Origin of the sequence: Streptomyces sp. NP-1717 (assembly GCF_022695985.1) — a bacterium.
In the GTDB taxonomy this organism is placed as follows: Bacteria; Actinomycetota; Actinomycetes; order Streptomycetales; family Streptomycetaceae; genus Streptomyces.
On sequence record NZ_JAAPBF010000104.1, the window covers coordinates 1 to 24,091 of the forward strand.

The window sequence follows — 24,091 nt, forward strand, 5'->3', positions numbered from 1 at the left end:
TGTCCGCAAAGTAGCGCCGTCCGCCCCCATCCAGGGCCCGAGGACCATACCCGCGGCCCGGCCGACCCCTCAGGGCACGCGCGACGCCTCAGCTCCTGCCGCGCGCCCGCACCAGCACCAGCGAGCCGCCGCCCACGGCCAGCAGCAGCACCGCGCCGCCTGCCAGATACGGCGTCGTAGAACTGCCGCCCGTCTCCGCCAGGTTCTCGGCGGCCGGCTCGCCGGCGGTCTGCGGGACGACACCCTCCTTCTCCGGTTCCGGCCGCTCCCGCTCCCGCTCCACCGGTGCGGCGGGCGCCTCGCAGGTCGCCTCGGCGAGTGTGACGGTGCCCTGGACATCGGCGACGTTCAGCTTGAGCGGGTTCACCGCGACCCGCAGTTCGAGCGCGGTCGCCGCGGCCGTACGGGACGTGGTCCGCGTCTGTGACAGGTCGAGCGTCACCTCACCGACGCCCGGCACCTCGACCCGGGTCGGCCCACCCGCGGAGAGCGTGACCTTCTTACCGAGGACGGTGACGCCGCCGAGCAGGTTGGACTCCGCGACGGGCTTCCCGCCCGCCTCGCAGACCGCCCTGGAGGTGACTTGCCGCACCTCGATGAGCGACAGCAGCGGCAGGCCCGGCACATGCACCTTGGCGTGGGCGATGTTGGCGTACCCCTCGGCCCTGCGCTCGTCGGCGGTGGCCCGCGCGGTGGCGACGTCGGCGCGCAGCACGGTGAACGGCCTGCCCTGGTCGACCCCGTCGAGTTCGACGGTCAGCGCGGTGCTGTCCGCGTCGGCCGGCGCCCGCACCTCGTTGAGCGCCGCCCGCAGCGGCACCTCGACCGATTTGTTGAGCAGGGAGACGTCGAGGCCGGTCCGCAGAACGACCGCGCCCGCCTTCCCCTTTCCGCCGCCCGCCCCGGTTCCGCCCGTGGCCTGCGCCGGGGCGGCGAACGCGACGGGCCCCGCCACCAGGGCCGCGGCGGCGGCCAGTGCGGCACAACGGCGCGCGGGCATGCGGAAGACATTGCTGTTCAAGATGGTGGAACCCCCACAGAGATTTGACGTCGCCGACCGGCCGGCACGGGGACACGTGGGCGGCGGGTGGCGACCGAGACACCGGAATCCTTACGCACCGAGAGTGAACTGGCGGACACCTGGGGTGAGTTCACTCCAAAGTGGGATTTCCGTGTCGGCGTTCGAATCACCGGGTACGGGCGTTCCTCGGGGCCACCCGCACGGGGGGTGTGGAGTCGCGCGGGAGCCAGTTCCAGCGGGCGCACGTCCGGCGCACGTCCGGCGTACGGCGGGCGCCACGCCGTCAACGCGGCGCCCGGGGACAGCCCCGGACTCAGCCCACGACCCGCCCGTTCAGCACGATCCGCCGCGGCTCCGCCAGCACCCGCACATCCGCCCTCGGGTCCTCGTCGAACACCACCAGATCGGCCGGAGCGCCCTCTTGGAGGCCCGGACGGCCCAGCCAGGCCCTTGCGCCCCACGCGGTCGCCGACAGGGCCTCCAGCGGCGGAATGCCGGCCTTCACCAACTCCGCGACCTCGCCGGCCACCAGACCGTGCGCCAGGGAGCCGCCCGCGTCGGTGCCGACGAAGACCGGGATCCCCGCGTCGTACGCGTCGCGGACCGTGTCGTAGCGCCGTGCGTGCAGCCGTCGCATATGGGCGGACCAGCGCGGGTACTTGCTCTCGCCGCCCGCGGCGAGGTCCGGGAAGGTGGCGATGTTGACCAGCGTCGGGACGATCGCGACACCACGCTCGGCGAAGAGGGGGATCAACTCGCCGGTGAGACCGGTCGCGTGCTCGACGCAGTCGATCCCGGCCTCGACCAGATCGCGCAGGGCGACGTCGGCGAAGCAGTGGGCCGTCACCCGGGCACCGAGCCGGTGCGCCTCGGCGATCGCCGCCTCGACCTCGGCGCGCGGCCAGCACGCGGTCAGGTCCCCCGCCTCGCGGTCGATCCAGTCGCCGACGAGCTTGACCCAGCCGTCGCCGCGCCGGGCCTCCTGGGCGACGTAGGCGACGAGGTCGCCCGGCTCGATCTCATGGGCGAAGTTACGGATGTAGCGGCGGGTGCGCGCGATGTGCCGGCCGGCCCTGATGATCTTCGGCAGATCGTCGCGGTCGTCGATCCAGCGGGTGTCCGACGGCGATCCCGCGTCCCTCAGGAGCAGCGTGCCGGCGTCCCGGTCCGTGAGGGCCTGCTTCTCGCTCGTCGCCTCGTCCACCGGGCCGTGGGTGTCCAGACCGACATGGCAGTGGGCGTCGACCAGACCGGGCACGGCCCAGCCGCGGACCGTACGGACGTCACGCGCGCCAAAGGGGCGTTCGTAGCTCGTCCGCCCGTCCACGACCCACAGCTCGTCCCTGACGTCGTCAGGGCCGACGAGCACCCGCCCCTTCACATGCAGCACCGCGCCATCACTCATGGGCCGAACTGTACGAGGCGCTGAGTACCCTCGACGAGGGAGTGTCCGAACACCGTTCGAGCGGCATGCGGGACGCTCCCCGTCCGCTGCCGAACACATCCGTCCGACCCGAAGAGAGCGCGCCTCCGTGACCCACCCGCTGCTGGACCTCGCCCCCCTCACCCCCGCCCACTTCGCGGCCGTCGAGCGACGGGTCGCCGCACTGCTCGACACCGAGCAGGACGTGGTGATCACCCAGGGCGAGGCGCTGCTTCCCCTGGAGGGCTGCGTCCGGGGCGGCGCGCGCGCCGGTTCGACCGCGCTGAACGTCGTCACCGGTCCGTACGGCCGGACCTTCGGCGACTGGCTCCGCGACTGCGGCGCGACCGTCGTCGACCTGGCGGTGCCCTTCCACGCCGCGGCGAGCGCCGAGCAGGTCGAGCGGGCGCTGGCGGAGCACCCGGAGATCGACTTCGTGTCGCTGGTCCACGCGGAGGCGGCCACGGGCAACACCAACCCCGTGGCCGAGATCGGCGAGGTCGTCCGGGCCCACGGGGCCCTGTTCATGCTGGACGCCGTCGCGTCCGTGGCGGCGGAGCCGCTGCTCCCGGACGCCTGGGGCGTCGACCTGTGCGTGATCGGCGCGCAGAAGGCCATGGGCGGCCCGGCCGGGGTCTCCGCCGTGTCGGTGAGCGCCCGCGCCTGGGAGCGGCTGGCCGCGAACCCGGGGGCACCGAGGCGCTCGTACCTCTCGCTCCTCGACTGGAAGGAGCGCTGGATCGACACCGGCCGCAAGGCCCTGCCGCACGCCCCCGCCCAGCTGGAGATGCTGGCCCTGGACGCGTGCCTGGAGCGCATCGAGTCCGAGGGGCTCGTCACCCGGATGGCGGCGCACGCGTCGGCCGCGGCGGCGACCCGCGCCGGGGCCCTCGCGCTCGGCGGCGGCCTTGAGCCGTTCGTGTACTCCGTGCGGGACGCCGCGCCGGTGGCCACCACGCTGCGGACCCCGGCCGGGGTGGACGCCGCGGGGCTGGTCGCCGAGGCCCTTGCGGCCGATCCCTCGCTGCCGCTGATCGCCGGCGGCGGGGCGCTGTCCAAGGAGATGATCCGGGTCAACCACTACGGCCCCGACGCCACCCTCGGCGCGGTGCGGGCCTCGCTCGCGGCCCTGGGGGCCGCACTCGCCGGGGCGGGCGTGGCGGTGGATCTCGCGGCGGCCGAGAGGGCAGTGTCCGACAGCCGGCCCGCCGACGCATCCTGAAATCAACGGGCGCATTAATTCGAGAATACGGGAATGTATTCCGCTCCACGCAGCTTCCCGTATTCGTCTGCCCGCTTTTTTTGATCCTAAACACCAAGGTTTCAACAACGGTCACTGCGTAATTCCGGAGCGGTTCGAGAGCGTTACGCATATGTGACCGAGTACACAAGCGTGCCCGCATTGCCCCAAAGCTCCGGGTCAAACCGGCGCAGATCACCCCTCGACCGTGTTGGCGCACACGCCCGCGTGATAACACAGATCGCATCCCCACCCAACCCCTGCTGACGATGCGGTTTCTGAATTAGCTCGGTAAATTAAATAGACATGACTGCCGCCCAAGCAGACCTTGCAGGTGCCCGAACCGAATTCACGCGATCCTTCCGGATCGACACCCCACGAGTGGAGGACGGAGCCGCGATCTGGCGCATCGCCCGCGACTCCGAGGTACTCGACCTGAACTCCTCGTACAGCTATCTGCTGTGGTGCCGTGACTTCGCCGCGACATCCGTCGTGGCCCGCGGCACCCGCGACGACGCCTCCTCCGACACCGACACGGGCTCCGGCTCCGGCCCGGACGGGGAGCCCATCGCCTTCGTCACGGGCTACATCCGGCCCGAGCGCCCCGAGGCCCTGGTCGTCTGGCAGGTGGCCGTCGACCGCGCCCACCGAGGCAAGGGCCTCGCCGGCACCCTGCTGGACGAACTCACCCGGCGGGTCACCGAGGAGCAGGGGGTCACCTCTGTGGAGACGACCGTCACGCCCGACAACATCGCGTCGGACCGTATGTTCCACGCCTACTCCGAGCGTCATGGCGCGACCCTGGAGCGCGAAGTGCTCTTCGAGGGCGAACTCTTCCCCGACGGAGGGCACCAGCCCGAGGTGCTGTACCGGATCGGCCCGCTCACGACCTGAGCGCCCGACCGCCCCGCCCCGTCCCTCCGCCTCTCTCCCACACCCCTTCGGCAGGAGACCGCTGTGACCATCACCCCGCCCGTCCTGAGCGTGTTCGAGACCCTTGAATCCGAAGTGCGCAGCTACTGCCGCGGCTGGCCCGCCGTGTTCGACCGCGCGCAGGGCAGCCGTCTCACCGACGAGGACGGCCACAGCTACCTCGACTTCTTCGCCGGTGCCGGTTCGCTCAACTACGGGCACAACAACCCCGTACTGAAGCGCGCGCTGATCGACTACATCGAGCGCGACGGCATCACCCACGGCCTGGACATGGCCACCACGGCCAAACGCGCCTTCCTGGAGTCGTTCCAGGACGTGGTCCTGCGCCCCCGTGACCTGCCGTACAAGGTGATGTTCCCCGGCCCCACCGGCACCAACGCCGTCGAGTCGGCCCTCAAGCTGGCCCGCAAGGTGAAGAACCGCGAGTCGATCGTCTCGTTCACCAACGCCTTCCACGGCATGTCGCTGGGCTCGCTCGCCGTCACCGGCAACGCGTTCAAGCGGGCCGGAGCCGGCATCCCGCTGGTCCACGGCACCCCGATGCCGTTCGACAACTACTTCGACGGCCAGGTCCCGGATTTCCTCTGGTTCGAGCGGCTGCTCGGCGACCAGGGCTCGGGGCTGAACAAGCCCGCCGCCGTGATCGTCGAGACGGTGCAGGGCGAGGGCGGCATCAACGTCGCGCGCCCCGAGTGGCTGCGGGCGCTGTCCGAGCTGTGCGAGCGCCAGGACATGCTGCTGATCGTCGACGACATCCAGATGGGCTGCGGGCGCACCGGCGGGTTCTTCTCCTTCGAGGAGTCCGGTATCACCCCCGACATCGTCACGCTGTCGAAGTCCATCAGCGGCTACGGCCTGCCGATGGCGCTGACGCTCTTCAAGCCGGAGCTGGACATCTGGGAGCCCGGCGAGCACAACGGCACGTTCCGCGGCAACAACCCGGCCTTCGTGACGGCCGCCGCCGCGCTGAACACCTACTGGGCCGACGGCCAGATGGAGAAGCAGACGCTGGCGCGCGGTGAGCAGGTCGAGCGCGCGCTGCTGGCCATCGTCGACGAGTGCGAGCCCGACAGTGTGAGTTTCCGTGGCCGCGGTCTGGTCTGGGGTATGGAGTTCCAGGACAAGCCGCGCGCCGGCGCGATCTGCCGCCGGGCGTTCGAACTGGGTCTCCTGCTGGAGACCTCCGGCCCGGAGAGCGAGGTCGTGAAGCTGCTGCCCGCGCTGACCGTCACGCCCGCCGAGCTGGACGAGGGCCTGCGCACCCTGGCCCGCGCCGTACGCGAGACGGCCTGACCGCCTCCGTCCGACCGCCCGACCGCTTCACCGCCCGACCGCTTCACCGCCCGACCGCTTCACCGTCCGACCGTCTGATCCGAAGGTGACCCCCGGGGCCCGGTCTGAGCCGGGCCCCGGGGGGAACCCGTAGAAGACACCGCACCACAGAAGGGTCCTATTCACCGTGATCGTCCGATCGTTCAAGGACATCGAGAACACCGACCGCCATGTGAAATCCGCGTCGGGCACCTGGGAGAGCAAGCGCATCGTGCTCGCCCAGGAGAAGGTCGGCTTCTCGCTGCACGAGACCGTCCTCTACGCGGGCACCGAGACGTCGATGTGGTACGCGAACCACATCGAGGCCGTGCTGTGCGTGGAGGGCGAGGCCGAACTCACCAACGACGACACCGGCGAGACCCACTGGATCGCGCCCGGCACGATGTATCTGCTCGACGGCCACGAGAAGCACACGCTCCGGCCGAAGACCGACTTCCGCTGTGTATGCGTCTTCAACCCGCCTGTGACCGGGCGGGAGGACCATGACGAGAACGGCGTCTACCCGCTGCTGACCGAGGAGGGCTGAACCACGATGACCACCGCCCCTGCACGCACCGACCTGTACCCGACTCGTGGCGTGGGTGAGGTGACCACCCCGCGTCAGGACCCCGTCGTCTGGTCACCGCCCGGCACCCCGGGCCCGGTCTCCGCGGCCGATCTCCAGGGCCTGGAGCGGGACGGGTTCCTCACCGTCGACCAGCTGATCGGTCCCGACGAGGTAGCGCTCTACCGCGCCGAACTCGACCGGCTGATCACCGACCCGGCGATCCGGGCCGACGAGCGCTCGATCATCGAGCCCAAGTCCCAGGACGTGCGCTCGGTGTTCGAGATCCACAAGATCAGCGAGGTCTTCGCCGGTCTGGTGCGTGACGAGCGTGTGGTGGGGCGGGCCCGGCAGATCCTCGGCTCGGACGTGTACGTCCACCAGTCCCGTATCAACGTGAAGCCGGGCTTCGGCGCCTCGGGCTTCTACTGGCACTCGGACTTCGAGACCTGGCACGCCGAGGACGGTCTGCCGAACATGCGGACGATCTCCGTGTCGATCGCGCTGACCGAGAACTACGACACCAACGGCGGCCTGATGATCATGCCCGGGTCGCACAAGACCTTCCTGGGCTGCGCGGGCGAGACGCCGAAGGACAACTACAAGCAGTCGCTGAAGATGCAGGACGCCGGGACGCCGTCGGACGAGGCGCTCACCGGCTTCGCCGAGCAGCACGGCATCAAGCTCTTCACGGGCAAGGCCGGCGCGGCGACCTGGTTCGACTGCAACTGCATGCACGGCTCGGGCGACAACATCACCCCGTTCCCGCGCAGCAACGTCTTCATCGTGTTCAACAGCGTGGAGAACACGGCGGTCGAGCCGTTCGCGGCGCCCTCCCCGCGGCCCTCGTTCATCGGCTCCAGGGACTTCACCCCGGTCCGCTGAGGACGCGTACGCGAGAAGGCGGGGCCGGTCCCGAGGACCGGCCCCGCTCTCGTGCGCGGCCCCGCTCCCGTACTCGCGGGCCGCCGCGTCAGCCCGCGAGTACCTCCAGCGCGCGGTCCACGTCGGCCGTGGAGTTGTACAGGTGGAAGGCGGCGCGCAGATTGCCCGCGCGGACCGCCACGGAGACCCCCGCCCGCGCGAGCGCCTCCTGCCGGTCGCCGAGCCCCGCGACGGCGACGATCGCCGACCCGTCCGCGTGCCCCGTCCCTGCGGGCTCGTGCCCGATCTCGCGCAGCCCCGCCCGGAAGCGCGCGGCGAGCGCGGTGCTGTGGGCGTGGATCGTCCCGACGCCGATCTCCGACAGGAGCGAGAGGGACCGCTCCGCGCCGTGGTAGGCGAGGAAGGGCACCGGCTGGTCGAACCGCCTGGCGGAGACGGCCAGTTCCCCGACCGGGCCGTACGTACTCGCCCACATGTCCTCGCCCGCGACCCAGCCCGCGAGGATCGGCACCAGAGACTCCTGCGCCTCCTCGCCGACGGTGAGGAACGAGGTCCCGCGCGGGGAGACGAGGAACTTGTAGCCGCCGGTGACCGTGTAGTCGTACTCCCCCGCGTCGACCGGCAGCCAGCCCGCCGCCTGCGTGGCGTCGAGCAGCGTACGGGCGCCGTGCGCCGCCGCCGCGGCCCGTACTCCGGCGAGATCGGCCGTACGGCCGTCGCTCGACTGCACCGCGGAGAACGCCACCAGCGCGGTCCCGGGCCGCACCTCGGCGGCCAGCGACTCCAGCGGCACGTACCGCGGCTTGAGATCACCGCGCACCGTGAAGGGGGTGACGACGGAGCTGAACTCCCCCTCGGGCAGGAGCACTTCGCTGCCCGGTGGCAGGGAGGCGGCGATCAGTCCGACATGGACGGCGACGGCCGTACCGACGGACACCCGGTCGGCGGGGACCCGGACGAGCCGGGCGAACGAGGCGCGGGCGGCCTCGACCACGGCGAAGTCGCCCGCCCCGTCCGGCTGCCCGGTCGCGCTGCTCAGGGCCAGCGCCCGCACCGCTTCGACGGCCCGGCGCGGCAGCAGGCCGCAGGTCGCGGTGTTCAGATACGTCGTCTCCGGCGCGAATTCGGCGCCACCCAAAGTGTCCATGCCCTCACCCTGGGACCCAGGTCCCTCCTGGTCAATCACGCATGTTTCACGGGTACACCCAAGCGATCCTTATGAATGGCCGCCGGCCTGCGGAACCTCGCAGGCGCCGTCGGTGTCGCAGGCGCCCGCCCCGTCCTCCGCGACGCCCGCCAGGGGCGTGATCGCCCGGCCCTGCCACGCCTGCTCCAGCGCCTGGGTGAAGACCTCGGCCGGCTGTCCGCCCGAGACGCCGTAGCGGCGGTCGAGTACGAAGAAGGGCACCCCGGTCGCGCCGAGTTCCGCCGCCTCCCGCTCGTCGGCCCGCACCTCGTCGGCGTACGCGTCGGGGTCCGCGAGGACCACCCGCGACTCGGCCTCGTCCAACCCTGCCTCGACCGCCAGGTCGACCAGCGTCCCGGTGTCGTAGACCGAGCGCTCCTCGGCGAAGTTGGCCCGGTAGACGAGGCTCAGCAGCTCGTCCTGCCGGCCGCGCGCCTTGGCCAGATGCAGCAGCCGGTGGATGTCGAAGGTGCTGCCGTGGTCCCGGTCGCCGACGCGGTAACCGAGCCCTTCGGAGCGCGCGTGCGAGGCGACCTGCTCCTCCATGGCGAGGGCTTCCTGCCGCGACCGGCCGAACTTGGCGGCGAGCATGTCGACCACCGGAGCGACTTCCCCCTTGGCGTGCCCGGGATCGAGCTCGAAGGAACGGTGCACCACCTCGACATCGGCCCGGTGCGCGAAGGATTCGAGCCCCTTCTCGAACCGGGCCTTGCCGATGTAGCACCACGGGCAGGCGATGTCGCTCCAGATCTCCACACGCATGTGTCTGCTTCTCTCCAGGCCAGGTCGTGCGGAGCCTCCCTCCGCAACTACCGCAACCGGCGGGAGACGCGTGCCATTCCCCCGCCGGGGCGGCGGGGGCGGCCCGTACCGGACCGGATGTCACCGCGCACCGTTCACCGTGCCCCGGTCGAGACCCGGCGCACCACGCCGAGCAGGTACTCCTTGCGGTTGAGCGGGTCGTGGTCGGTACGGGAGCGGGTCGGGGGCGCGCCCTGGACCGGGCGGTGGTGGTCGAACGCCGACTCCAGGACACCCTCGCCGCTGGTGAGCGTCGGCAGGAGCTGTCCGAGCGCGTGCACCTCGGCCGCCGGGATCTCGCCCTCCACCACGTACGACGCCCCGTGCACCGACTGGGTGTGCGGTACGGCGCGCAGCCGGGCCAGCGCGGGCAGGACGGCGCCGAAGGTGCCGGCCGGTACGTCGAGGCGGAAGTGGTTCATCGGTTCGCACACGACGGTGCCCGCGCGTTTCAGCGCTTCCATCAGCACCAGCGGCGTCAACAGGCGGAAGTCACCGCCGGTGCTCGACATGCTCTTGTCGAAGGTGCCGTGGGCGTGGCTCTGCCGGGGCGCGTAGCCGGTGCGGGTCAGGACGACGGCGCAGTCGGGGACCGCCCATCCGTACAGTCCCTCACGCAGGGTGGCCCGGACGGTGTCCTCGATGGCCTTCATGAACGCGTAGGGCATGGAGCCGAGTTCGACCTCCAGCCGGAAGCCGACACCGCTGCCCGGCGGGGCCGGTTCGACCCGCAGTCCGACGGTCGCGAGGAACGGGTTGGGCTCCTTGCCCATCACCTCGGCGGCGTCCCCCGTGCCCGCGAGCCGTTCGACACAGATGGTCGTGGTCTCGCGGAACGTGACGTCCACGCCGTACTCGTCGGCGAGTGTCGCCTGGATGACCTCCTTCTGCACCTCGCCGTAGAGCGACACGGAGATCTCCTGCCGGACCTCGTCCTGGCGCAGATTGATCAGCGGGTCCTGCTCGGCGAGCTGGGTGAGCGCGGCGTGCAGGGCGCCCTTGTCTGATCCCTCGCGGGGGACGACGACCGTGGCCAGTGTCGGGGGCGAGAAGTGGTGGCGGGAGGCCGCGCCGGCGGCGGCCGGGTCGCCGATCACATCGCCGATCCGGATGCCGCCGAGCCCCCAGAGCTTGCCGATCCGGCCGGCGCCGACGGACGGGCAGGGCACGGAGGAACCGTCGTCGAAGACGGTGATCGCGGTGACCTTGCCCTCGGTGCCGTCACCGGTCGGCAGCCGGTCGCGCACGCGCAGGGCGCCGGAGAACATCCGGACGTACGCGATCTTCTCGCCGGCCGCGCCGCGCTCGACCTTGAAGACGGTGCCCGAGACCGGGCCCTCCTCGTCGCCCGCGGTCGAGGGCAGCAGCTCCCTGATGCCGGCGATGAGCGTGTCCACACCCGCGCCGGACATCGCCGAGCCGAAGAAGACCGGATGGGTGAGCGACCGGCCGGTCTGCGCGGCAAGTTCCCGGCGGAGCCGGTCGTACGAGAGACGGGCCGGTTCGTCGACGTAGGCGGCCAGGAGGGCGTCGTCGTGCTCGGCCAGCCGCTCGGCCAGTGGGCCGGTCGCGGAGAAGGCCGGGTCGGCCGGGCCGTACGGAATGAATCCGGCGCCGCGGGTGCCGAGTCGGCGTACGGATCCCATCGGGACGGTCGCGGGGGTCAGCTTCTCGGCCAGGTCGCGCAGCAGCCCGTCGTGGCGGGCGCCGACCCGGTCGATCTTGTTGACGAAGACGAGCGTGGGGATGCGCAGCCGGCGCAGGGTGCGCATCAGGACACGTGTCTGCGCCTGGACCCCCTCGACGGCGGAGACGACGAGCACGGCGCCGTCGAGGACGCTCAGCACCCGCTCCACCTCGGCGATGAAGTCCGGGTGTCCTGGTGTGTCGATGAGATTGACGGTGACGTCGTCGACGGCGAAGGACACCACGGCGGACTTGATGGTGATGCCGCGTTGACGTTCGAGCGCCAGGGAGTCGGTCTGGGTGTTGCCGTCGTCGACGCGGCCGATCTCGTCGATGACTCCGGCGGCGTGCAGCAGCCGCTCGGTCAGGCTGGTCTTACCGGCGTCGACGTGGGCCAGAATGCCCAGGTTGAGCGTGGTCACTAAACGTCAGGTCCCTTGAGTCGTAGGAGATTCCCTTCTTCTGGACGGACTCTGACGCTCGGCGCATGACGGCTCCTGTGGGTGTTCCGGGTGTTCGGCGGACTGGCGGACCGGCGGGCCGGCCGGCGGGTGGCGCGGTCGACGTCGGGGAGTACAGCAAACCCCGCCCCGCCCGGCAAATGATTTACCGGACGGGGCGGGGTCGGTTTCGGTGCTGTGCGGTGCGCCGGTTCGGGTCAGGAAGCGGCCGGCTGCTCCGGGCGGCCGTCGACCCGGCGCGGCAGACCCGCCGGGTTGTCGTCACGCAGCTCCGGCGGGAGCAGCGCGGCGGGCGTGGACTGGTAGGTGACCGGGCGCAGCCAGCGCTCGATCGCGGTGGCGCCGACGGATGTCGACGTGGAGGTGGACGCCGGGTACGGGCCGCCGTGCTGCTGCGCGGGCGCGACGGCGACGCCGGTGGGCCAGCCGTTGACGAGGACGCGGCCCGCGAGCGGCGTCAGGTCGGCGAGCAGCCGCGCCGCGCCGGAGCCGGCGTCCTCGGCCTCGCCGTCGGCGAGATGGAGCGTGGCGGTGAGGTTGCCGGGGAGACGGGCCAGGACGGCGCCGATCTCCGCGTCGGAGTCGTAGCGGGCGACGACCGTCACGGGGCCGAAGCACTCCTCCAGCAGGAGGTCGTGCGGTCCCTCGGCGGCGAGCCGCTGCGCGGGGACGGTCAGATATCCCGCGCTGACGGTGTGGTCGCCGCCGGGGCCGGGGGTGATCGGGGCTTCCACGCCGGGCAGTTCGGCCCGTTCCCGTACGCCCGCCACGAAGGCGTCGCGCATCCGGTGGTCGAGCATCACACCGGGCTCGGTCTCGCTGACGGCGGTCGTCAGCGCCTTGAGCAGGCTGTCGCCCGCGTCGCCGGCCGGGACGAGCACGAAGCCGGGCTTGGTGCAGAACTGGCCCTCGCCGAGGGTCATGGAGCCGGCCAGTCCGGCGCCGAGTCCCTCGGGACGTTCCGCCGCCGCGGCCTCGGTGATCACGACGGGGTTGAGCGAGCCCAGTTCGCCGTGGAAGGGGATCGGCGTCGGCCGGGCGGCCGCCGCGTCGAAGAGGGCGCGTCCGCCCCGTACCGAGCCGGTGAATCCGGCGCCGGCGACCAGCGGGTGCTTGACCAGCTCCACACCGGCCTCGAACCCGTGGACCAGGACCACGACGTCCTCGGGCAGCCCGACCCGCTCCGCCGCCCTGCGCAGCGCGGAGGCGCAGATCTCGGAGGTGGCGGGGTGGTCGGGGTGCACCTTGACGACGACGGGGCAGCCGGCGGCGAGCGCGCTGGCGGTGTCACCGCCGGGGACGGAGAAGGCGAAGGGGAAGTTGCTCGCCGAGTAGACGGCGACGACGCCGAGCGGCACCTTGAAGCGCCGCAGGTCCGGCCAGGGCGGCGTACGGTCGGCGTCGGCGTGGTCGATGCGTACGTCGAGGAAGGAGCCCTCGTCCACGACCTCGGCGAAGGCCCTCAACTGGGCTGTCGTACGGGCGAGTTCGCCGGTGAGCCGGACCGGCCCGAGGGCGGTCTCGGCGTCCGCCGCCTCGATCACGTACGCGCCCGACTCATCGAGGATGTCCGCCGCCGTACGCAGAAGCGCCGCACGCGCGGTACGGTCGGCGAGCGCGGGCCGGGCGGCGTACGCGCGACGTACCTCGCGGTCGACCTCCTCGGCCGTGGCCTCGACCGCGACCTGTTCACGCGGCTTCCCGGTTCGGGGGTCGACGCTCCAGACTGGTGCTGCTGCCACCGGGCTTCCTTCCACTACCTGTGCCGTCCGCTGTCATCACCGAGGCGCTGTTCGGTATTCTGAACAAAGTTCCTGATGATGAATCCAAGGGGACTCTATTTCGGTGCGTTCTGTGTGGTCAAGAGTGGTCAAGATTGGGGCGAGGGACAATGTCGGCTGCGGAAACGGGTGGAGCACAGGTCAAGTCCGCTGTGCGTACGGTGGAATTGCTGGAGTACTTCGCCGGGCGCCCTGGCATGCATTCGCTCGCCGCGGTGCAGGAGGCCGTCGGCTACCCGAAGTCCAGCCTCTACATGCTGCTGCGGACCCTGGTCGAGCTGGGCTGGGTGGAGACCGACGCGACGGGCACGCGGTACGGCATCGGCGTACGGGCGCTGCTGGTCGGCACGTCGTACATCGACGGTGACGAGGTGGTGGCCGCCGCCCGGCCCACCCTGGACCGGCTCTCCGACGACACGACGGAGACGATCCACCTGGCGCGGCTCGACGGCACGAACGTCGTCTATCTCGCCACCCGCCAGTCGCAGCACTATCTGCGCCCCTTCACCCGTGTCGGCCGCCGGCTGCCCGCGCACTCCACCTCGCTCGGCAAGGCGCTGCTCGCGACGCACAGCGACGAGCAGGTGCGCAAGATGCTGCCGGAGACGATGGCCCCGCTGACCGAGCACACGATCACCGACCGCGAGCAGCTCATCGAGGAACTGAACACGATCCGCGAGCAGGGGTACGCCGTGGACCGTGAGGAGAACACCCTCGGGCTGCGCTGCTTCGGCATCGCGATCCCGTACCGGACCCCGGCGCGCGACGCGATCAGCTGCTCGGTGCCGGTGGCGCGGCTCACCCCCGCACACGAACAGATGATCAAGGACGCGCTGTTCGACGCCCGGGACCGGCTGACACTGGCCACGCGCAGGCTCTGACGTCCCGGCGCGAGGTAACGCCGGAGCGGCGGACTCATAATCCGTCGGCCGTGGGCATCCCCGCGACCGGGGACCTCTCCCCCGCGCGGCGGAGCGGGATCGTCATGGCGCAGGAGGTGCGGGAGGCCGCGGGCCGGGAGCGTGGGTGGCATGACGCTGACACCCACCGCTTCCACGCGGGTACGGACCCCGGCACCGGTGCCGCCGCCCGGCCGTGGCGTACGGGCGCTGCGCGCCGTCGCGATCGTCTCGTGCCTCCCCTACATCACTCTCAAGATCCTCTGGATCGCCGGCAGCCGGGTCGGCGTCCCGGACGGCAGCGCGCTGCTGGACAACCGGATCGCGATGGCCGTCGCAAACGGCCTGTCCGTCGTCCTCGACGGCGCCGTGGTGGTCCTCGCGCTGCTGCTCACACAGCCGTGGGGGCGACGGGTTCCCGCCTGGCTGCTCGCCCTGCCGATGTGGGTCGCCACGGGGCTGCTCGCGCCGATCATGACCGGCTACCCGCTCCAGCTCGCGGTCACCGCCCTCACGGGCTCCGGCACCCGGCCGCCCGCGGCCGACGAGCCGTTCCTCCACGAGTGGGTCTTCGGGGTCGTCTACACCGGGTTCATCGTCCAGGGCCTCGCCCTGGGCACGCTCTTCGCGCGGTACGCCCACAGGCGGTGGGGGCATCTGTGGCAGGGCCCGCTCGGCGGGGCGGCCGAGACGGCCGGGGCCGCCGGGAATCCCGGTCCGGGCGACGCGTCCGCCGGGCGCGCGGGGACGGCGCGGGCGACGGCGGTGGCCGGTTCGCTCCTCGCCGTCCTCCCCGGTGCGGCGCATCTTCTGTGGGCGTCCGGATCGGCCACCGGCCTCAGCGCGGACCGGCTCGCCGACCGTACGAGGGACTTCTACGTCCTCGAAGGCGTCAGCGCCGGCTTCGCGGTCCTCGCCGTGGCGGCCACGCTGATGCTGGCGTTCCGCCGGGGCGGCCGGCTGCCCCTGAAGGCCGCCACAGCCGGCGCCTGGGTCGGGTCCGGGGTACTCGGCTGCTGGGGCGGCTGGCTGCTGCTGGCGTCGCTCATGCCGGACGACGGGACGCGGCCGCACACCTCCGCGATGGTGCTGACCTACGCTGTGTCGATGGTCGCCGGGTTCCTGTTGCTCAGCAGTCTCGTCTCCGTACTGAGGCGCCGCGCCGCATGACAGCCGCGCTCCGGCGGCCGGCCGCGTCCCTCCTGCGTCCGCTCGCCGGCGGGCGGGCGCGGCTGCGCTGGACCCATCTGATCCTCGGCGGCGCCCTGTTGATGCCGTACTGGCTGCTCGGCACCGTGATCGTGGGCCCGCTCATCGGCACGGACACCATGTTCTCCGGCTCCCTCGCGCTCCAGTTCGGCGCGTTCGCCGCCGCGCTGCCGATCGCCGCGACGAGCGCGCTGTTCCCGGTCGCACGGCCGCTGTCGGTGGCCGCCGCGCGGGCCATGTGCGGTCTCCCGGACGGTTCACTGGCCGACGGTCCCGCCCGCTCGCGGGCGGCCAGGGTACGGACGGTCGGCTGGTTCACGCTGCACGTGGGCGTCGGCGGGATCATCAGCGGGATGTCGCTGGCGCTGCCGCCGTTCGCGGTGGCGCTGATGGTGCTGCCGCTGTCGCCGGCGCTGCGGGAGAACCGGCTCGGGATGCCGCGCGTCTTCCGGCACGACCTGGCCGTCGCCCTCGCACCGCTCGGCGGGATCCTGTCGCTCGTGGCGCTGGCCGCGTGCGCGGCGGCGGCGGGCGCGCTGCTGGCCCGGGTGGCGCCCGTCCTGCTCGGCCCCACGCCGTCGGACCGCCTTGCCGCCGCCGAACGCCGGGCGGCGGATCTCGCCGTACGCAACAGGCTGGCCCGCGAGTTGCACGACTCGGTCGGTCACGCGCTGAGCGCGGTGACCCTCCAGGCGGGCGCGGCGCGGCGGATCCTGGACAGCGACGACCCCGGGGACAGGGAGTTCGTGCGGGAGGCGCTGACCGCGATCGAGGAGACGACCCGGCGGACGGTGGGTGAACTGGACTCCGTGCTGGGCCTGTTGCGCCAGACCGACGAACACGGGCACGAGCACCGGGACGGACCGCCCTGCGGGCCGACCCTCGACGCGCTGGACACGCTGCTGGCGCACAGCGGCGTACGGGTCGCGCTGACCGTCGAGGGGGACATCGCGACGGTGCCCGAGCAGGTGTCGCGCGAGGCGTACCGCATCGTTCAGGAGGGGCTGAGCAACGCCCTGCGGCACGGCGGGGACGCGCCCGTCACCCTCCATGTCGCCCTGAGCACAGAGAAGTTGGGGATAACTATGGAGAATCCGCTGCCCACCACCGCGCCGGTCGTCCGCCCCGGCGGCGGGCGCGGGCTGCGCGGCGTCGCGGAGCGGGCCACGCTGCTCGGCGGGCACGCGTCGGCGGGTCAGGACGGGCCGCTGTGGCGGCTGTCCGTCGCCCTCCCGCCGGCCGCCGGCGCGCACGTCCGGAGGGATCGGCCGTGAACGAGATCAGGGTGGTGCTCGCCGACGACGAGCGGATGGTCCGTACGGCGCTGCGCGTCATCCTGGAGGCGGAGCCGGACCTGACGGTCGTCGGCGAGGCTTCGACGGGCGCGGAGGCGGTGTCCGTGGTGCGCGCGGTGCGGCCCGACGTCGTGCTGATGGACGTGCGGATGCCGGAGATCGACGGCATCCGCGCCACCGAGCAGATCCTCGGCGCACCGGCACCGGCACCGGCGTCCGCCCCGGTGCCGCTGCCGCGCGTCGTCGTCGTGACGACCTTCGAGAACGACAGCTACGTGTACGAGGCGCTGCGCGTCGGCGCCTCCGGGTTCCTGCTCAAGCGGGCGGCGGCCGAGGACCTCGTCCGGGCGGTCCGGCTGGTGGCGCGGAGCGATTCGCTGCTCTACCCGGCCGCGCTGCGGGGCCTCGCGGCCGAGTACTCCCGCAGGCGTCCCGAGGCGCCGCGCTGGGCGAGCCGGCTCACCGACCGCGAGGCGGACGTGCTGCGGCTGATGGCGACCGGCCTGACGAACGCGGAGATCGCCGGACGGCTCGGCGTCGGTCCGGCGACGGTGAAGTCGCACGTGGCGGCGGTGCTCGCGAAGACCGGGGCCAGGGACCGTACGCAGGCGGTGATCGCGGCGTACGAATCGGGGTTCATCAGCCCCGGGTGACAGCCGCCTCCCAAGAAGGCCGGCCCGGTATGAAGAGTTCCCGCCCGGTATGAAGAGTTTCTGAGAAGGGGCGCGCGGCGGAACGCGCCGTCCGGTCCCGTTCGTCCCTCTGTGGGATGAACAAGACAATCAGGCGCACCGCGGTCGTCTGTCTGCTCATGGTGCTCGCTCTGCTGGTGCGGGTCACCTGGGTGCAGGCGTACCAGGGCAAGGCCCTCGCGGACAACGAACGCAACCGACGCACGCTGATCGACCAGTACGCCCACCCGCTGGGTGACATCGTCGTGGCCGGCTCGCCCGTCACGGGCTCCGCCAGGACATCGGTCAGTGACGACCTGAAGTACAAGCGGACGTATACGGACGGTGAGCTGTACGCGGCGGTCACCGGCTACAGCTCGCAGGCGTACCGCTCCACGCAGCTCGAAGGCATCTACCGGGATGTCCTCGACGGCACGGACCCCCGGCTGAAGAACCCGCTGGACGCGCTGACCGGTGAGCACGCCGCGCCGGGCAGTGTCCTGACGACGATCGACCCGGCCGTGCAGAAGGCCGGTTTCGAGGCGCTCGGTGACAAGAAGGGCGCCGCCGTCGCGATCGACCCGGCGACCGGCCGGATTCTCGGGATGGTCAGCACGCCCTCCTACGACCCCTCGGCGATCAGCGGGACGACGGACGGCGACGCCTGGAACCGGCTGACCTCCGACCCGGACCGGCCGATGGCCAACCGCGCGCTGCGGCAGCCCCTGCCCCCCGGTTCCACCTTCAAGCTGGTGGTGGCCGCGGCGGCGCTGGAGGACGGACTGTACGCGTCGGTCGACACCCGGACCCGGAGCCCGGAGCCGTTCACTCTGCCCGGCACGAGCACCGTCCTGCCGAACGAGAACACGTCGGCGCCCTGCGAGGACGCGACGATCCGCACGGCGCTGAAGTACTCGTGCAACAACGTCTTCGCCAAGATGGCCGCCGACCTCGGTGAGGAGAAGGTGCGCGCGACGGCGTCGGAGTTCGGGTTCAACGACAGCGAGCAGGACGTGCCGGTGCGGGCCGCCGAGAGTGTCTATCCCTCCGGGATGGACGACGCGCAGACGGCGCTGACGGGGATCGGCCAGTTCGACGTCACCGCCACGCCGCTCCAGATGGCCATGGTCTCGTCGGCGCTCGCGAACGACGGGGTCCTCGAATCGCCGCACATGGTGTCCAGGGTCGTGGACGCGAACGGTGACACGCTCACCTCTTACGAGGACGAGTCGTCGCGCCGGATCGTCTCGTCGTCCACGGCCGAGCAGTTGCGCAGCGCGATGGTGACGGTGGTCGAGGAGGGCACGGGTTCGAACGCCCGCGTCGACGGCGCCGAGGTGGGCGGCAAGACGGGCACGGCCCAGCACGGCGTGAACAACAGCCGGACGCCGTACGCGTGGTTCACCTCGTACGCGAAGGACTCGTCCACCGGCAAGGAGGTGGCGGTGGCGGTGCTGGTCCAGGACTCGGACGCGGCACGCTCGGATGTCAGCGGCAACGGTCTGGCGGCCCCGATCGCGAAACGGATGATGGAGGCGGCGCTGCGCTGACCGGCTCGGGCGGCCGACCGATTCCGGCGGTGGAGAACGGACCCGGTGACCCGCCGCGACACCCGTGCCAGGATGTGCCGATGGGGACAGGGGCGGGGAAGAACGGGGCGCTGGGCACGGTCTTCCGGGACCGTAACGCCGGGCTGTATCTGTCCGGCGTGGTCGTGTCGGGATTCGGCACCTCCGCCATGTGGCTGGTCGGCGGGATCTGGGTCAAGTCGCTCACGGGGTCGGACAGTCTGGCGGCCCTGACGATCTTCGCGATGTGGGCGCCGACGCTGGTGGGGCCGCTGCTGGGGGCGGTCGCGGACCGGTGGCGGCGCAGACCGCTGCTGGTGTTCTGCAATCTCGTGATGGCCGCGCTGCTGCCGCTGCTTCTCCTGGTCGACTCGGCCGACCGGGTCTGGATCCTGTTCGCCGTGCTGTTCGTGTACGGCGTCAGCGGTGTCGTGCAGGACGCCGCCGAGGCGGCCCTGGTCGCCACGGCGATGGACAAGCGGCTGCTGGGTGACTTCAACGGGCTGCGGATGACGGCCAACGAGGGCATGAAGCTCCTCGCGCCGCTCGCGGGCGCCGGGCTGTACGCGGCGTACGGCGGCGGCACGGTCGCTCTGCTGGACGCCTTCACGTTCGTGCTGGCCGCCGGCCTCTTCGCGCTGATGCGGGTCCGGGAGGACAGGCCCGTGCCGGAGCGCACGGGCGGTTGGCTCTCCCGTACGGCGGAGGGCGCCCGGGTGCTGCGGGACTCGCCGGTCCTGCGTCCGCTCGTGCTGGCGGGTTCGGTCACGATGCTGCTCGCGGGGCTCAACGGCGCCGCCGTCTACGCGGTGGTCGACAAGGGCCTCGGGCACGCTCCTTCGTACGTAGGTCTGCTCTACGCGCTCCAGGGAGCCGGCTCGGTCGCCGTCGGGCTGCTGGCGGGCCCGCTGATGCGCAGGGTCCCGGAGCGGGTGTTCGCGGCCGGGGGCATCGCGCTCTTCGCCGCCGCCGTGGGGCTGCGGGCGCTGCCGTACGACGCGGTGGTGCTGGCGAGCACGGTGGCGGTCGGGATCGGGCTGCCGTGCGTGCTGATCGTGGCCCTGACGGCGGTGCAGCGCGAAGCGCCGGACGCCGTGCTGGGACGGGCGGCGGCCACCGCCAACACCCTGATCTACGTGCCGAACGCGGTGGCCCTCGCGCTCGGCGCCGGGCTCGTCGCGTTCGTCGACATCACGGTGCTGCTGCCGGTCACCGCGGTGACCGGGCTGCTGACGGCGGCCGGCCTCACCTTCTACGGAGGTCTGCCGCGACGGGCCTCAGCCGAGGCCTGAGAGCCCGGCCGTGACGGCGGCCAGATCCGCGTCCGAGGCCAGGCCCGCGTGGTACAGCCGCAGTTCGGTCGCTCCCAGGGAGCGCGCGTGCGCCGCGTCGTCGGCAAGGGTGTCCGGGCTGCCGCCCATGCCCGTGACGACGGTGAAGTTCGCGGCGAGGACGGTGGCTTCGCGGCGGTGGGCGGCGAACGGTGTGAGCATCGCCTCCGCCGCGCCGCCGGTGCACGGCAGGACGACCCCGTCGGCGACGCCCAGGATGTGCGCCGGGTCGACCCCGGCGTTGGCCCCGGTGCGGTGGGGGTGGGGGTCGGCGTGGAGCAGCACCTGGAAGCCGGGGTCGGCCGCCGCGCGGACGGCGGCGACCGTGTCCTCCTGGAGCGTGCGGGCCGTCAGCAGGCGCCAGTCGAGGGTGGCGGCCGCGAGTTCCGTCCCGAGCAGCTTCTCGACGGCCGGCCACCCCGCGGGGCCGCCGGTGTCCCTGGCGCCGCTCCAGACGGGTTCCAGGGCGCGTCTGACGGCGGTGTTCAGTTCGTCGGCGTCCAGGCCGAGCGACCGGTATCCGGCGCGGCAGACGGAGCAGAAGCAGAGCGACATCAGGTACTGCGCGGCCTCGTCGAGCGGGACGCCGGCGATCTTGTCGTGGGCGTGCAGATGCGCGAGCCCGTACCAGCCGAGGGATTCCAGCTCGGTGCCGCCCGCGCCGGGCCGTACGGCGGACTCCGCCGCCAGCGACGCGACATAGGTACGGACGGCGGGGCGGGCGACGCAGGGGGCCCACGGGTAGCGGTCGCCGTAGGCGTTCACCACACAGGCGCCGGGGTTCTCCGCGCCCAGACGGGAGTTGTGGGCGAGGACGACCCAGGTGTGCACGTCGAGTCCGGCGTCGGCGAGCGCGGCGGCGGCCTCCCCGTAGGCGTCGCCGGGAGCCCAGTCACCGGCGGCGTACGGGCGCAGTTCCGCGTCCGCCCAGCGCTCCTCGTCCAGCGGGTGGAGCACGGCGGCGTGTTCGGCGGTGACGACGCGGTGGCGGGGGTGGCGCGGGGTGAGGGCGCGGACGGAGTGGTAGGCGGAGGCGAGGGTCACCTGCCGGACGCCGAGGTCCACGGTGCGGGCGGGCGCGTCGGGGTCGCCCAGGACGTCCCAGGGGTAGAGGAAGGCGGAGGTCTTCACGCGCGCTCGCCCCGCTCCCCGTCGCTGCCGTTGCCGCCGTCCACGTCGCCGTCGCCGATCAGCGCGTAGCCGCGTTCGATGATCTCGGTGAGTTCCTTGATGTGCGCGGGCGACGGTTCGCTCAGTGGTGTGCGCACCTCGCCCACGTCGTGACCGCGCAGTCTGACACCCGCCTTGACGAGCGAGACGGCGTAGCCGCGTCCTTTGGAGCGCAGTTCGACCAGCGGCCGGTAGAAGCCGTCGATGAGCCTGTTCACGGTTGTGTCGTCGCCGGAGGTGAGGGCGCGGTGGAAGGCGAGGGCGATCTCGGGCGCGAAGGCGAACGCGGCGGAGGAGTAGAGGGTGATGCCGATGCCCCGGTAGGCGAGGCCGGTGAGTTCGGCGGTGGGCAGGCCGTTGAAGTACAGGAAGTCCCGGCCGGGCTCCTCGGTACGTACGGCGCTGAGGACACGCTGCATCAGGTCCAGGTCGCCGTGGCCATCCTTGAGGCCGATGACGCCGTCGGTCCGGACGAGCGCGACGACGGTCTCGGGGGTGAAGATCGCGTTGTCGCGCTGGTAGACGACGGTCTCCAGGCCGGTCGCGGCGGCCAGCGCGGTGTAGTGGCGCAGCAGGCCTTCCTGGTCGGCGACCACCAGGTAGGGCGGCATCGCGAGCAGTCCGTCGGCGCCCGCGGCCTCGGCGATCTCCGCGTACCGGACGGCAATTGCCGTACCGTAACCGGCGGCGGCCACGACGGGGACCGCGCCGGCGGTCTCCTCGACGGCGGCCCTCACGCAGTCACCGAACTCCTCCGGAGTCAGCGCGTGGAACTCGCCGGTGCCGCAGCACGCGAAGACGGCGGCGGCTCCCGCGTCGACGCCGCTTCTGATGTGTGCGCGGAACGCGTCGAGGTCGAGGGCGCCGTCCGGACCGTACGCGGTGACGGGGAAGAACAGCGGTCCGGCGACTCGGTTGAGGCGGGCGGCGAGCGGGGCTGAGGTCACTGGCGCTCCCTGGGCCGTGCGGCAAGCACTCATTCTCGTGCACAATTCTGATTTGCGTCCACGTTTCTGAACAGCGCCACGCTAGGCCAGCCGCGCGGCGCCGGTCAAGACGGAAAACCGCAACTCAGGAGCGGATTTCCCGCCCCCGCGCGACACTTGACGGTGACCGAGAGGCTCCTTAGCGTGTCCATGGATATGAATGCAATCCATGGATTTGAGTCCGGCTGAATACGTCCGAGGAGATTTGGCCCATGCCCCAACCGCGAACCGTTCTGCTCACCGGCGCAGCAGGCGGCCTCGGCACCCTGATGCGGGGCCTGCTGCCCGCCTACGGGTACGAACTCCGGCTCTTCGACGCCACTCCCATAGAAGGCGAGCCGGACGCGATCACGGCCGATCTGGGCGACAAGCACGCCCTGCGCGAAGCCGTCCAGGGCGCCGACGCAGTCATCCATCTCGCCGGCATCTCCTTGGAAGCGTCGTTCGACAAGATCCTGCGGGCCAACATCGAGGGGACGTACAACCTCTACGAGGCGGCGCGCGAGGAGGGCATCGCGCGGATGGTCTTCGCGTCCAGCAACCACGCCGTCGGCTTCACGCCACGGCCGCGCGGCACCTACCCGCTCGACTCGCAGGCGCTGATCCCGATCGGGACCCCGCGCCGCCCCGACACCTTCTACGGCCTGTCGAAGTGCTTCGGCGAGGACCTGGCGCAGCTCTACTGGGACCGGCACGGGCTCGAAACCGTCTCCGTACGGATCGGGTCCTGCTTCATGGAGCCGACCTCCGTACGAATGCTGTCGGTCTGGATGAGCCCCGGCGACGGCGCGCGGCTCTTCCACGCCGCGCTCACGGCCGAGGACGTCGGGCACACCGTCGTCTACGGGTCGTCCGCCAACACCCGCCTGTGGTGGGACCTTTCCACGGCGCGGGCGCTCGGGTACGAGCCCCGGGACGACTCCGAGCAGTACGCCGACAAACTCGTCGCCGAACAGGGCGAACTGGACCCGGAGAATCCCGACCACGCCCGTCTGGGCGGCCACTTCTGCACGGACCCGCCCCAGTGGCCGTACTGACCCGTCCGGGCGAGGGCGGCGAAAGTAAGGGAACGGCAAAGAGGGGTCGTTCGTTACGCCTGGCATGACAGCTATGACCCCCGGCTCGAACATCCCTCTCTCCGCCGCCCGCGTGGCGGTGGACGTCGCCGCACCGGTGCGGCTCGACGTATCGGGCCTGCTGCTCACCGCCGACGGCAAGGTGCGCTCCGACGACGACTTCATCTTCTACAACCAGCCGGCCGGCCCCGGAGTGACCTACCGGTCCGGCGGCGGTACGGCTCCGGACGCGATCGTGGTGGACACCTCCGCCGTTCCCGCCGGTATCGAGAAGATCGTCGTCACGGCCAGCCCGGACGCGGCGGGACAGAGCTTCCAGGGCATCGAACCCACCGCGACAGTCCGCAACGCCGACGACGGCTCCGCGCTCGCCACCTTCACCCCGCCGAATCTGGGTTCGGAGACCGCCCTGGTGGTCGTGGAGGTCTATCTGCGCAACGGCGCCTGGAAGGTCCGAGCGGTCGGCCAGGGGTACGCGAACGGGCTGTCGGGCATCGCCACCGACTTCGGTGTCTCCGTCGAGGAGCCCGCGGCGCCGGCCGCCGCCCCGCAGGCACCGCAGCCGCCCGTGGCACCGATGGCGCCGGTGCCGC

The 24,091-nt window shown here is 71.9% G+C and carries 21 protein-coding genes; 13 read left to right on the forward strand and 8 right to left on the reverse strand.

Annotated elements, in window-relative coordinates; all coding sequences use genetic code 11:
• Positions 1–88 precede the first annotated feature (88 nt).
• Both GXP76_RS20685 and GXP76_RS20690 read right to left on the reverse strand, forming a co-directional pair.
• Complete coding sequence (locus GXP76_RS20685) at positions 89–1,021, reverse strand: SCO1860 family LAETG-anchored protein (protein ID WP_374361847.1); 933 nt, start codon at positions 1,019–1,021, stop codon at positions 89–91.
• Between the two features lie 313 nt (positions 1,022–1,334).
• On the reverse strand, positions 1,335–2,426 hold the full coding sequence (locus GXP76_RS20690) for an amidohydrolase family protein (RefSeq protein WP_242573054.1): 1,092 nt from the start codon (positions 2,424–2,426) through the stop codon (positions 1,335–1,337).
• 127 nt (positions 2,427–2,553) lie between these two features.
• Between GXP76_RS20690 and GXP76_RS20695 the strand changes: the two genes are divergently transcribed.
• From GXP76_RS20695 to thpD, 5 genes are all read left to right on the forward strand, one after another.
• On the forward strand, positions 2,554–3,666 hold the full coding sequence (locus tag GXP76_RS20695) for an aminotransferase class V-fold PLP-dependent enzyme (protein ID WP_242573055.1): 1,113 nt from the start codon (positions 2,554–2,556) through the stop codon (positions 3,664–3,666).
• Between the two features lie 324 nt (positions 3,667–3,990).
• A complete protein-coding gene (ectA, locus tag GXP76_RS20700) occupies positions 3,991–4,578 on the forward strand; it encodes a diaminobutyrate acetyltransferase (protein ID WP_242573056.1) in 588 nt (195 codons plus the stop codon).
• Positions 4,579–4,641: 63 nt separating this feature from the next.
• Positions 4,642–5,910 (forward strand): diaminobutyrate--2-oxoglutarate transaminase, encoded by a 1,269-nt coding sequence (gene ectB / locus GXP76_RS20705; RefSeq protein ID WP_242573057.1) that lies wholly within the window; start codon positions 4,642–4,644, stop codon positions 5,908–5,910.
• A 166-nt stretch (positions 5,911–6,076) separates the two neighbouring features.
• A complete protein-coding gene (locus GXP76_RS20710; protein WP_242573058.1) occupies positions 6,077–6,475 on the forward strand; it encodes an ectoine synthase in 399 nt (132 codons plus the stop codon).
• Between the two features lie 6 nt (positions 6,476–6,481).
• Complete coding sequence (gene thpD / locus GXP76_RS20715) at positions 6,482–7,378, forward strand: ectoine hydroxylase (protein ID WP_242573059.1); 897 nt, start codon at positions 6,482–6,484, stop codon at positions 7,376–7,378.
• A gap of 88 nt (positions 7,379–7,466) precedes the next feature.
• Here thpD and GXP76_RS20720 read toward each other — a convergent pair whose 3' ends face one another.
• The 4 genes from GXP76_RS20720 to GXP76_RS20735 form a co-directional block, all read right to left on the reverse strand.
• Positions 7,467–8,525 carry an aminotransferase class V-fold PLP-dependent enzyme gene (locus GXP76_RS20720; RefSeq protein ID WP_242573060.1) on the reverse strand — a complete coding sequence of 353 codons (1,059 nt, stop codon included), beginning with the start codon at positions 8,523–8,525 and terminating at the stop codon, positions 7,467–7,469.
• Between the two features lie 69 nt (positions 8,526–8,594).
• The gene (locus GXP76_RS20725; protein WP_242573061.1) at positions 8,595–9,326 is read right to left on the reverse strand and encodes a DsbA family oxidoreductase; all 732 of its coding nucleotides are present in this window, start codon (positions 9,324–9,326) and stop codon (positions 8,595–8,597) included.
• Between the two features lie 134 nt (positions 9,327–9,460).
• Entirely contained in the window at positions 9,461–11,473 is a 2,013-nt protein-coding gene (locus GXP76_RS20730) for a translation factor GTPase family protein (protein WP_242573062.1), read from the reverse strand.
• Between the two features lie 236 nt (positions 11,474–11,709).
• Positions 11,710–13,254, reverse strand: a complete 1,545-nt coding sequence (locus tag GXP76_RS20735; RefSeq protein ID WP_242573063.1) for an aldehyde dehydrogenase (NADP(+)) — start codon at positions 13,252–13,254, stop codon at positions 11,710–11,712.
• Between the two features lie 149 nt (positions 13,255–13,403).
• On the opposite strand from GXP76_RS20735, the gene GXP76_RS20740 reads away from it, so the two are divergent.
• From GXP76_RS20740 to GXP76_RS20765, 6 genes are all read left to right on the forward strand, one after another.
• On the forward strand, positions 13,404–14,174 hold the full coding sequence (locus GXP76_RS20740) for an IclR family transcriptional regulator (RefSeq protein WP_078077950.1): 771 nt from the start codon (positions 13,404–13,406) through the stop codon (positions 14,172–14,174).
• A 150-nt stretch (positions 14,175–14,324) separates the two neighbouring features.
• The gene (locus GXP76_RS20745) at positions 14,325–15,362 is read left to right on the forward strand and encodes a hypothetical protein (protein WP_242573064.1); all 1,038 of its coding nucleotides are present in this window, start codon (positions 14,325–14,327) and stop codon (positions 15,360–15,362) included.
• On the forward strand, positions 15,359–16,675 hold the full coding sequence (locus tag GXP76_RS20750; RefSeq protein ID WP_242573065.1) for a sensor histidine kinase: 1,317 nt from the start codon (positions 15,359–15,361) through the stop codon (positions 16,673–16,675). Before GXP76_RS20745 ends, GXP76_RS20750 begins: the two co-directional genes overlap by 4 nt.
• A 5-nt stretch (positions 16,676–16,680) precedes the next feature.
• Entirely contained in the window at positions 16,681–17,349 is a 669-nt protein-coding gene (locus tag GXP76_RS20755) for a response regulator transcription factor (RefSeq protein ID WP_308354181.1), read from the forward strand.
• 116 nt (positions 17,350–17,465) lie between these two features.
• Positions 17,466–18,917, forward strand: a complete 1,452-nt coding sequence (locus GXP76_RS20760) for a penicillin-binding protein 2 (RefSeq protein WP_242573066.1) — start codon at positions 17,466–17,468, stop codon at positions 18,915–18,917.
• An 80-nt stretch (positions 18,918–18,997) separates the two neighbouring features.
• Positions 18,998–20,227 (forward strand): MFS transporter, encoded by a 1,230-nt coding sequence (locus GXP76_RS20765; protein ID WP_242573067.1) that lies wholly within the window; start codon positions 18,998–19,000, stop codon positions 20,225–20,227.
• Here the strand turns inward: GXP76_RS20765 and GXP76_RS20770 are convergent.
• Together GXP76_RS20770 and GXP76_RS20775 are read right to left on the reverse strand one after the other, a co-directional pair.
• Entirely contained in the window at positions 20,213–21,397 is a 1,185-nt protein-coding gene (locus tag GXP76_RS20770) for a hypothetical protein (protein ID WP_242573068.1), read from the reverse strand. The two genes, GXP76_RS20765 and GXP76_RS20770, sit on opposite strands and share 15 nt — an antisense overlap.
• Positions 21,394–22,383, reverse strand: coding sequence for a 5-dehydro-4-deoxyglucarate dehydratase (locus GXP76_RS20775; RefSeq protein ID WP_242573069.1), 990 nt, complete (start codon positions 22,381–22,383; stop codon positions 21,394–21,396). The genes GXP76_RS20770 and GXP76_RS20775 overlap by 4 nt, the downstream gene beginning before the upstream one ends.
• A 251-nt stretch (positions 22,384–22,634) precedes the next feature.
• Here GXP76_RS20775 and GXP76_RS20780 point away from each other — a divergent pair, with 251 nt between their 5' ends.
• Together GXP76_RS20780 and GXP76_RS20785 are read left to right on the forward strand one after the other, a co-directional pair.
• The gene (locus GXP76_RS20780; protein ID WP_242573070.1) at positions 22,635–23,459 is read left to right on the forward strand and encodes an NAD(P)-dependent oxidoreductase; all 825 of its coding nucleotides are present in this window, start codon (positions 22,635–22,637) and stop codon (positions 23,457–23,459) included.
• Positions 23,460–23,523: 64 nt separating this feature from the next.
• On the forward strand, positions 23,524–24,091 hold a 568-nt coding region (locus GXP76_RS20785), incomplete at its 3' end, for a TerD family protein (RefSeq protein ID WP_242573071.1).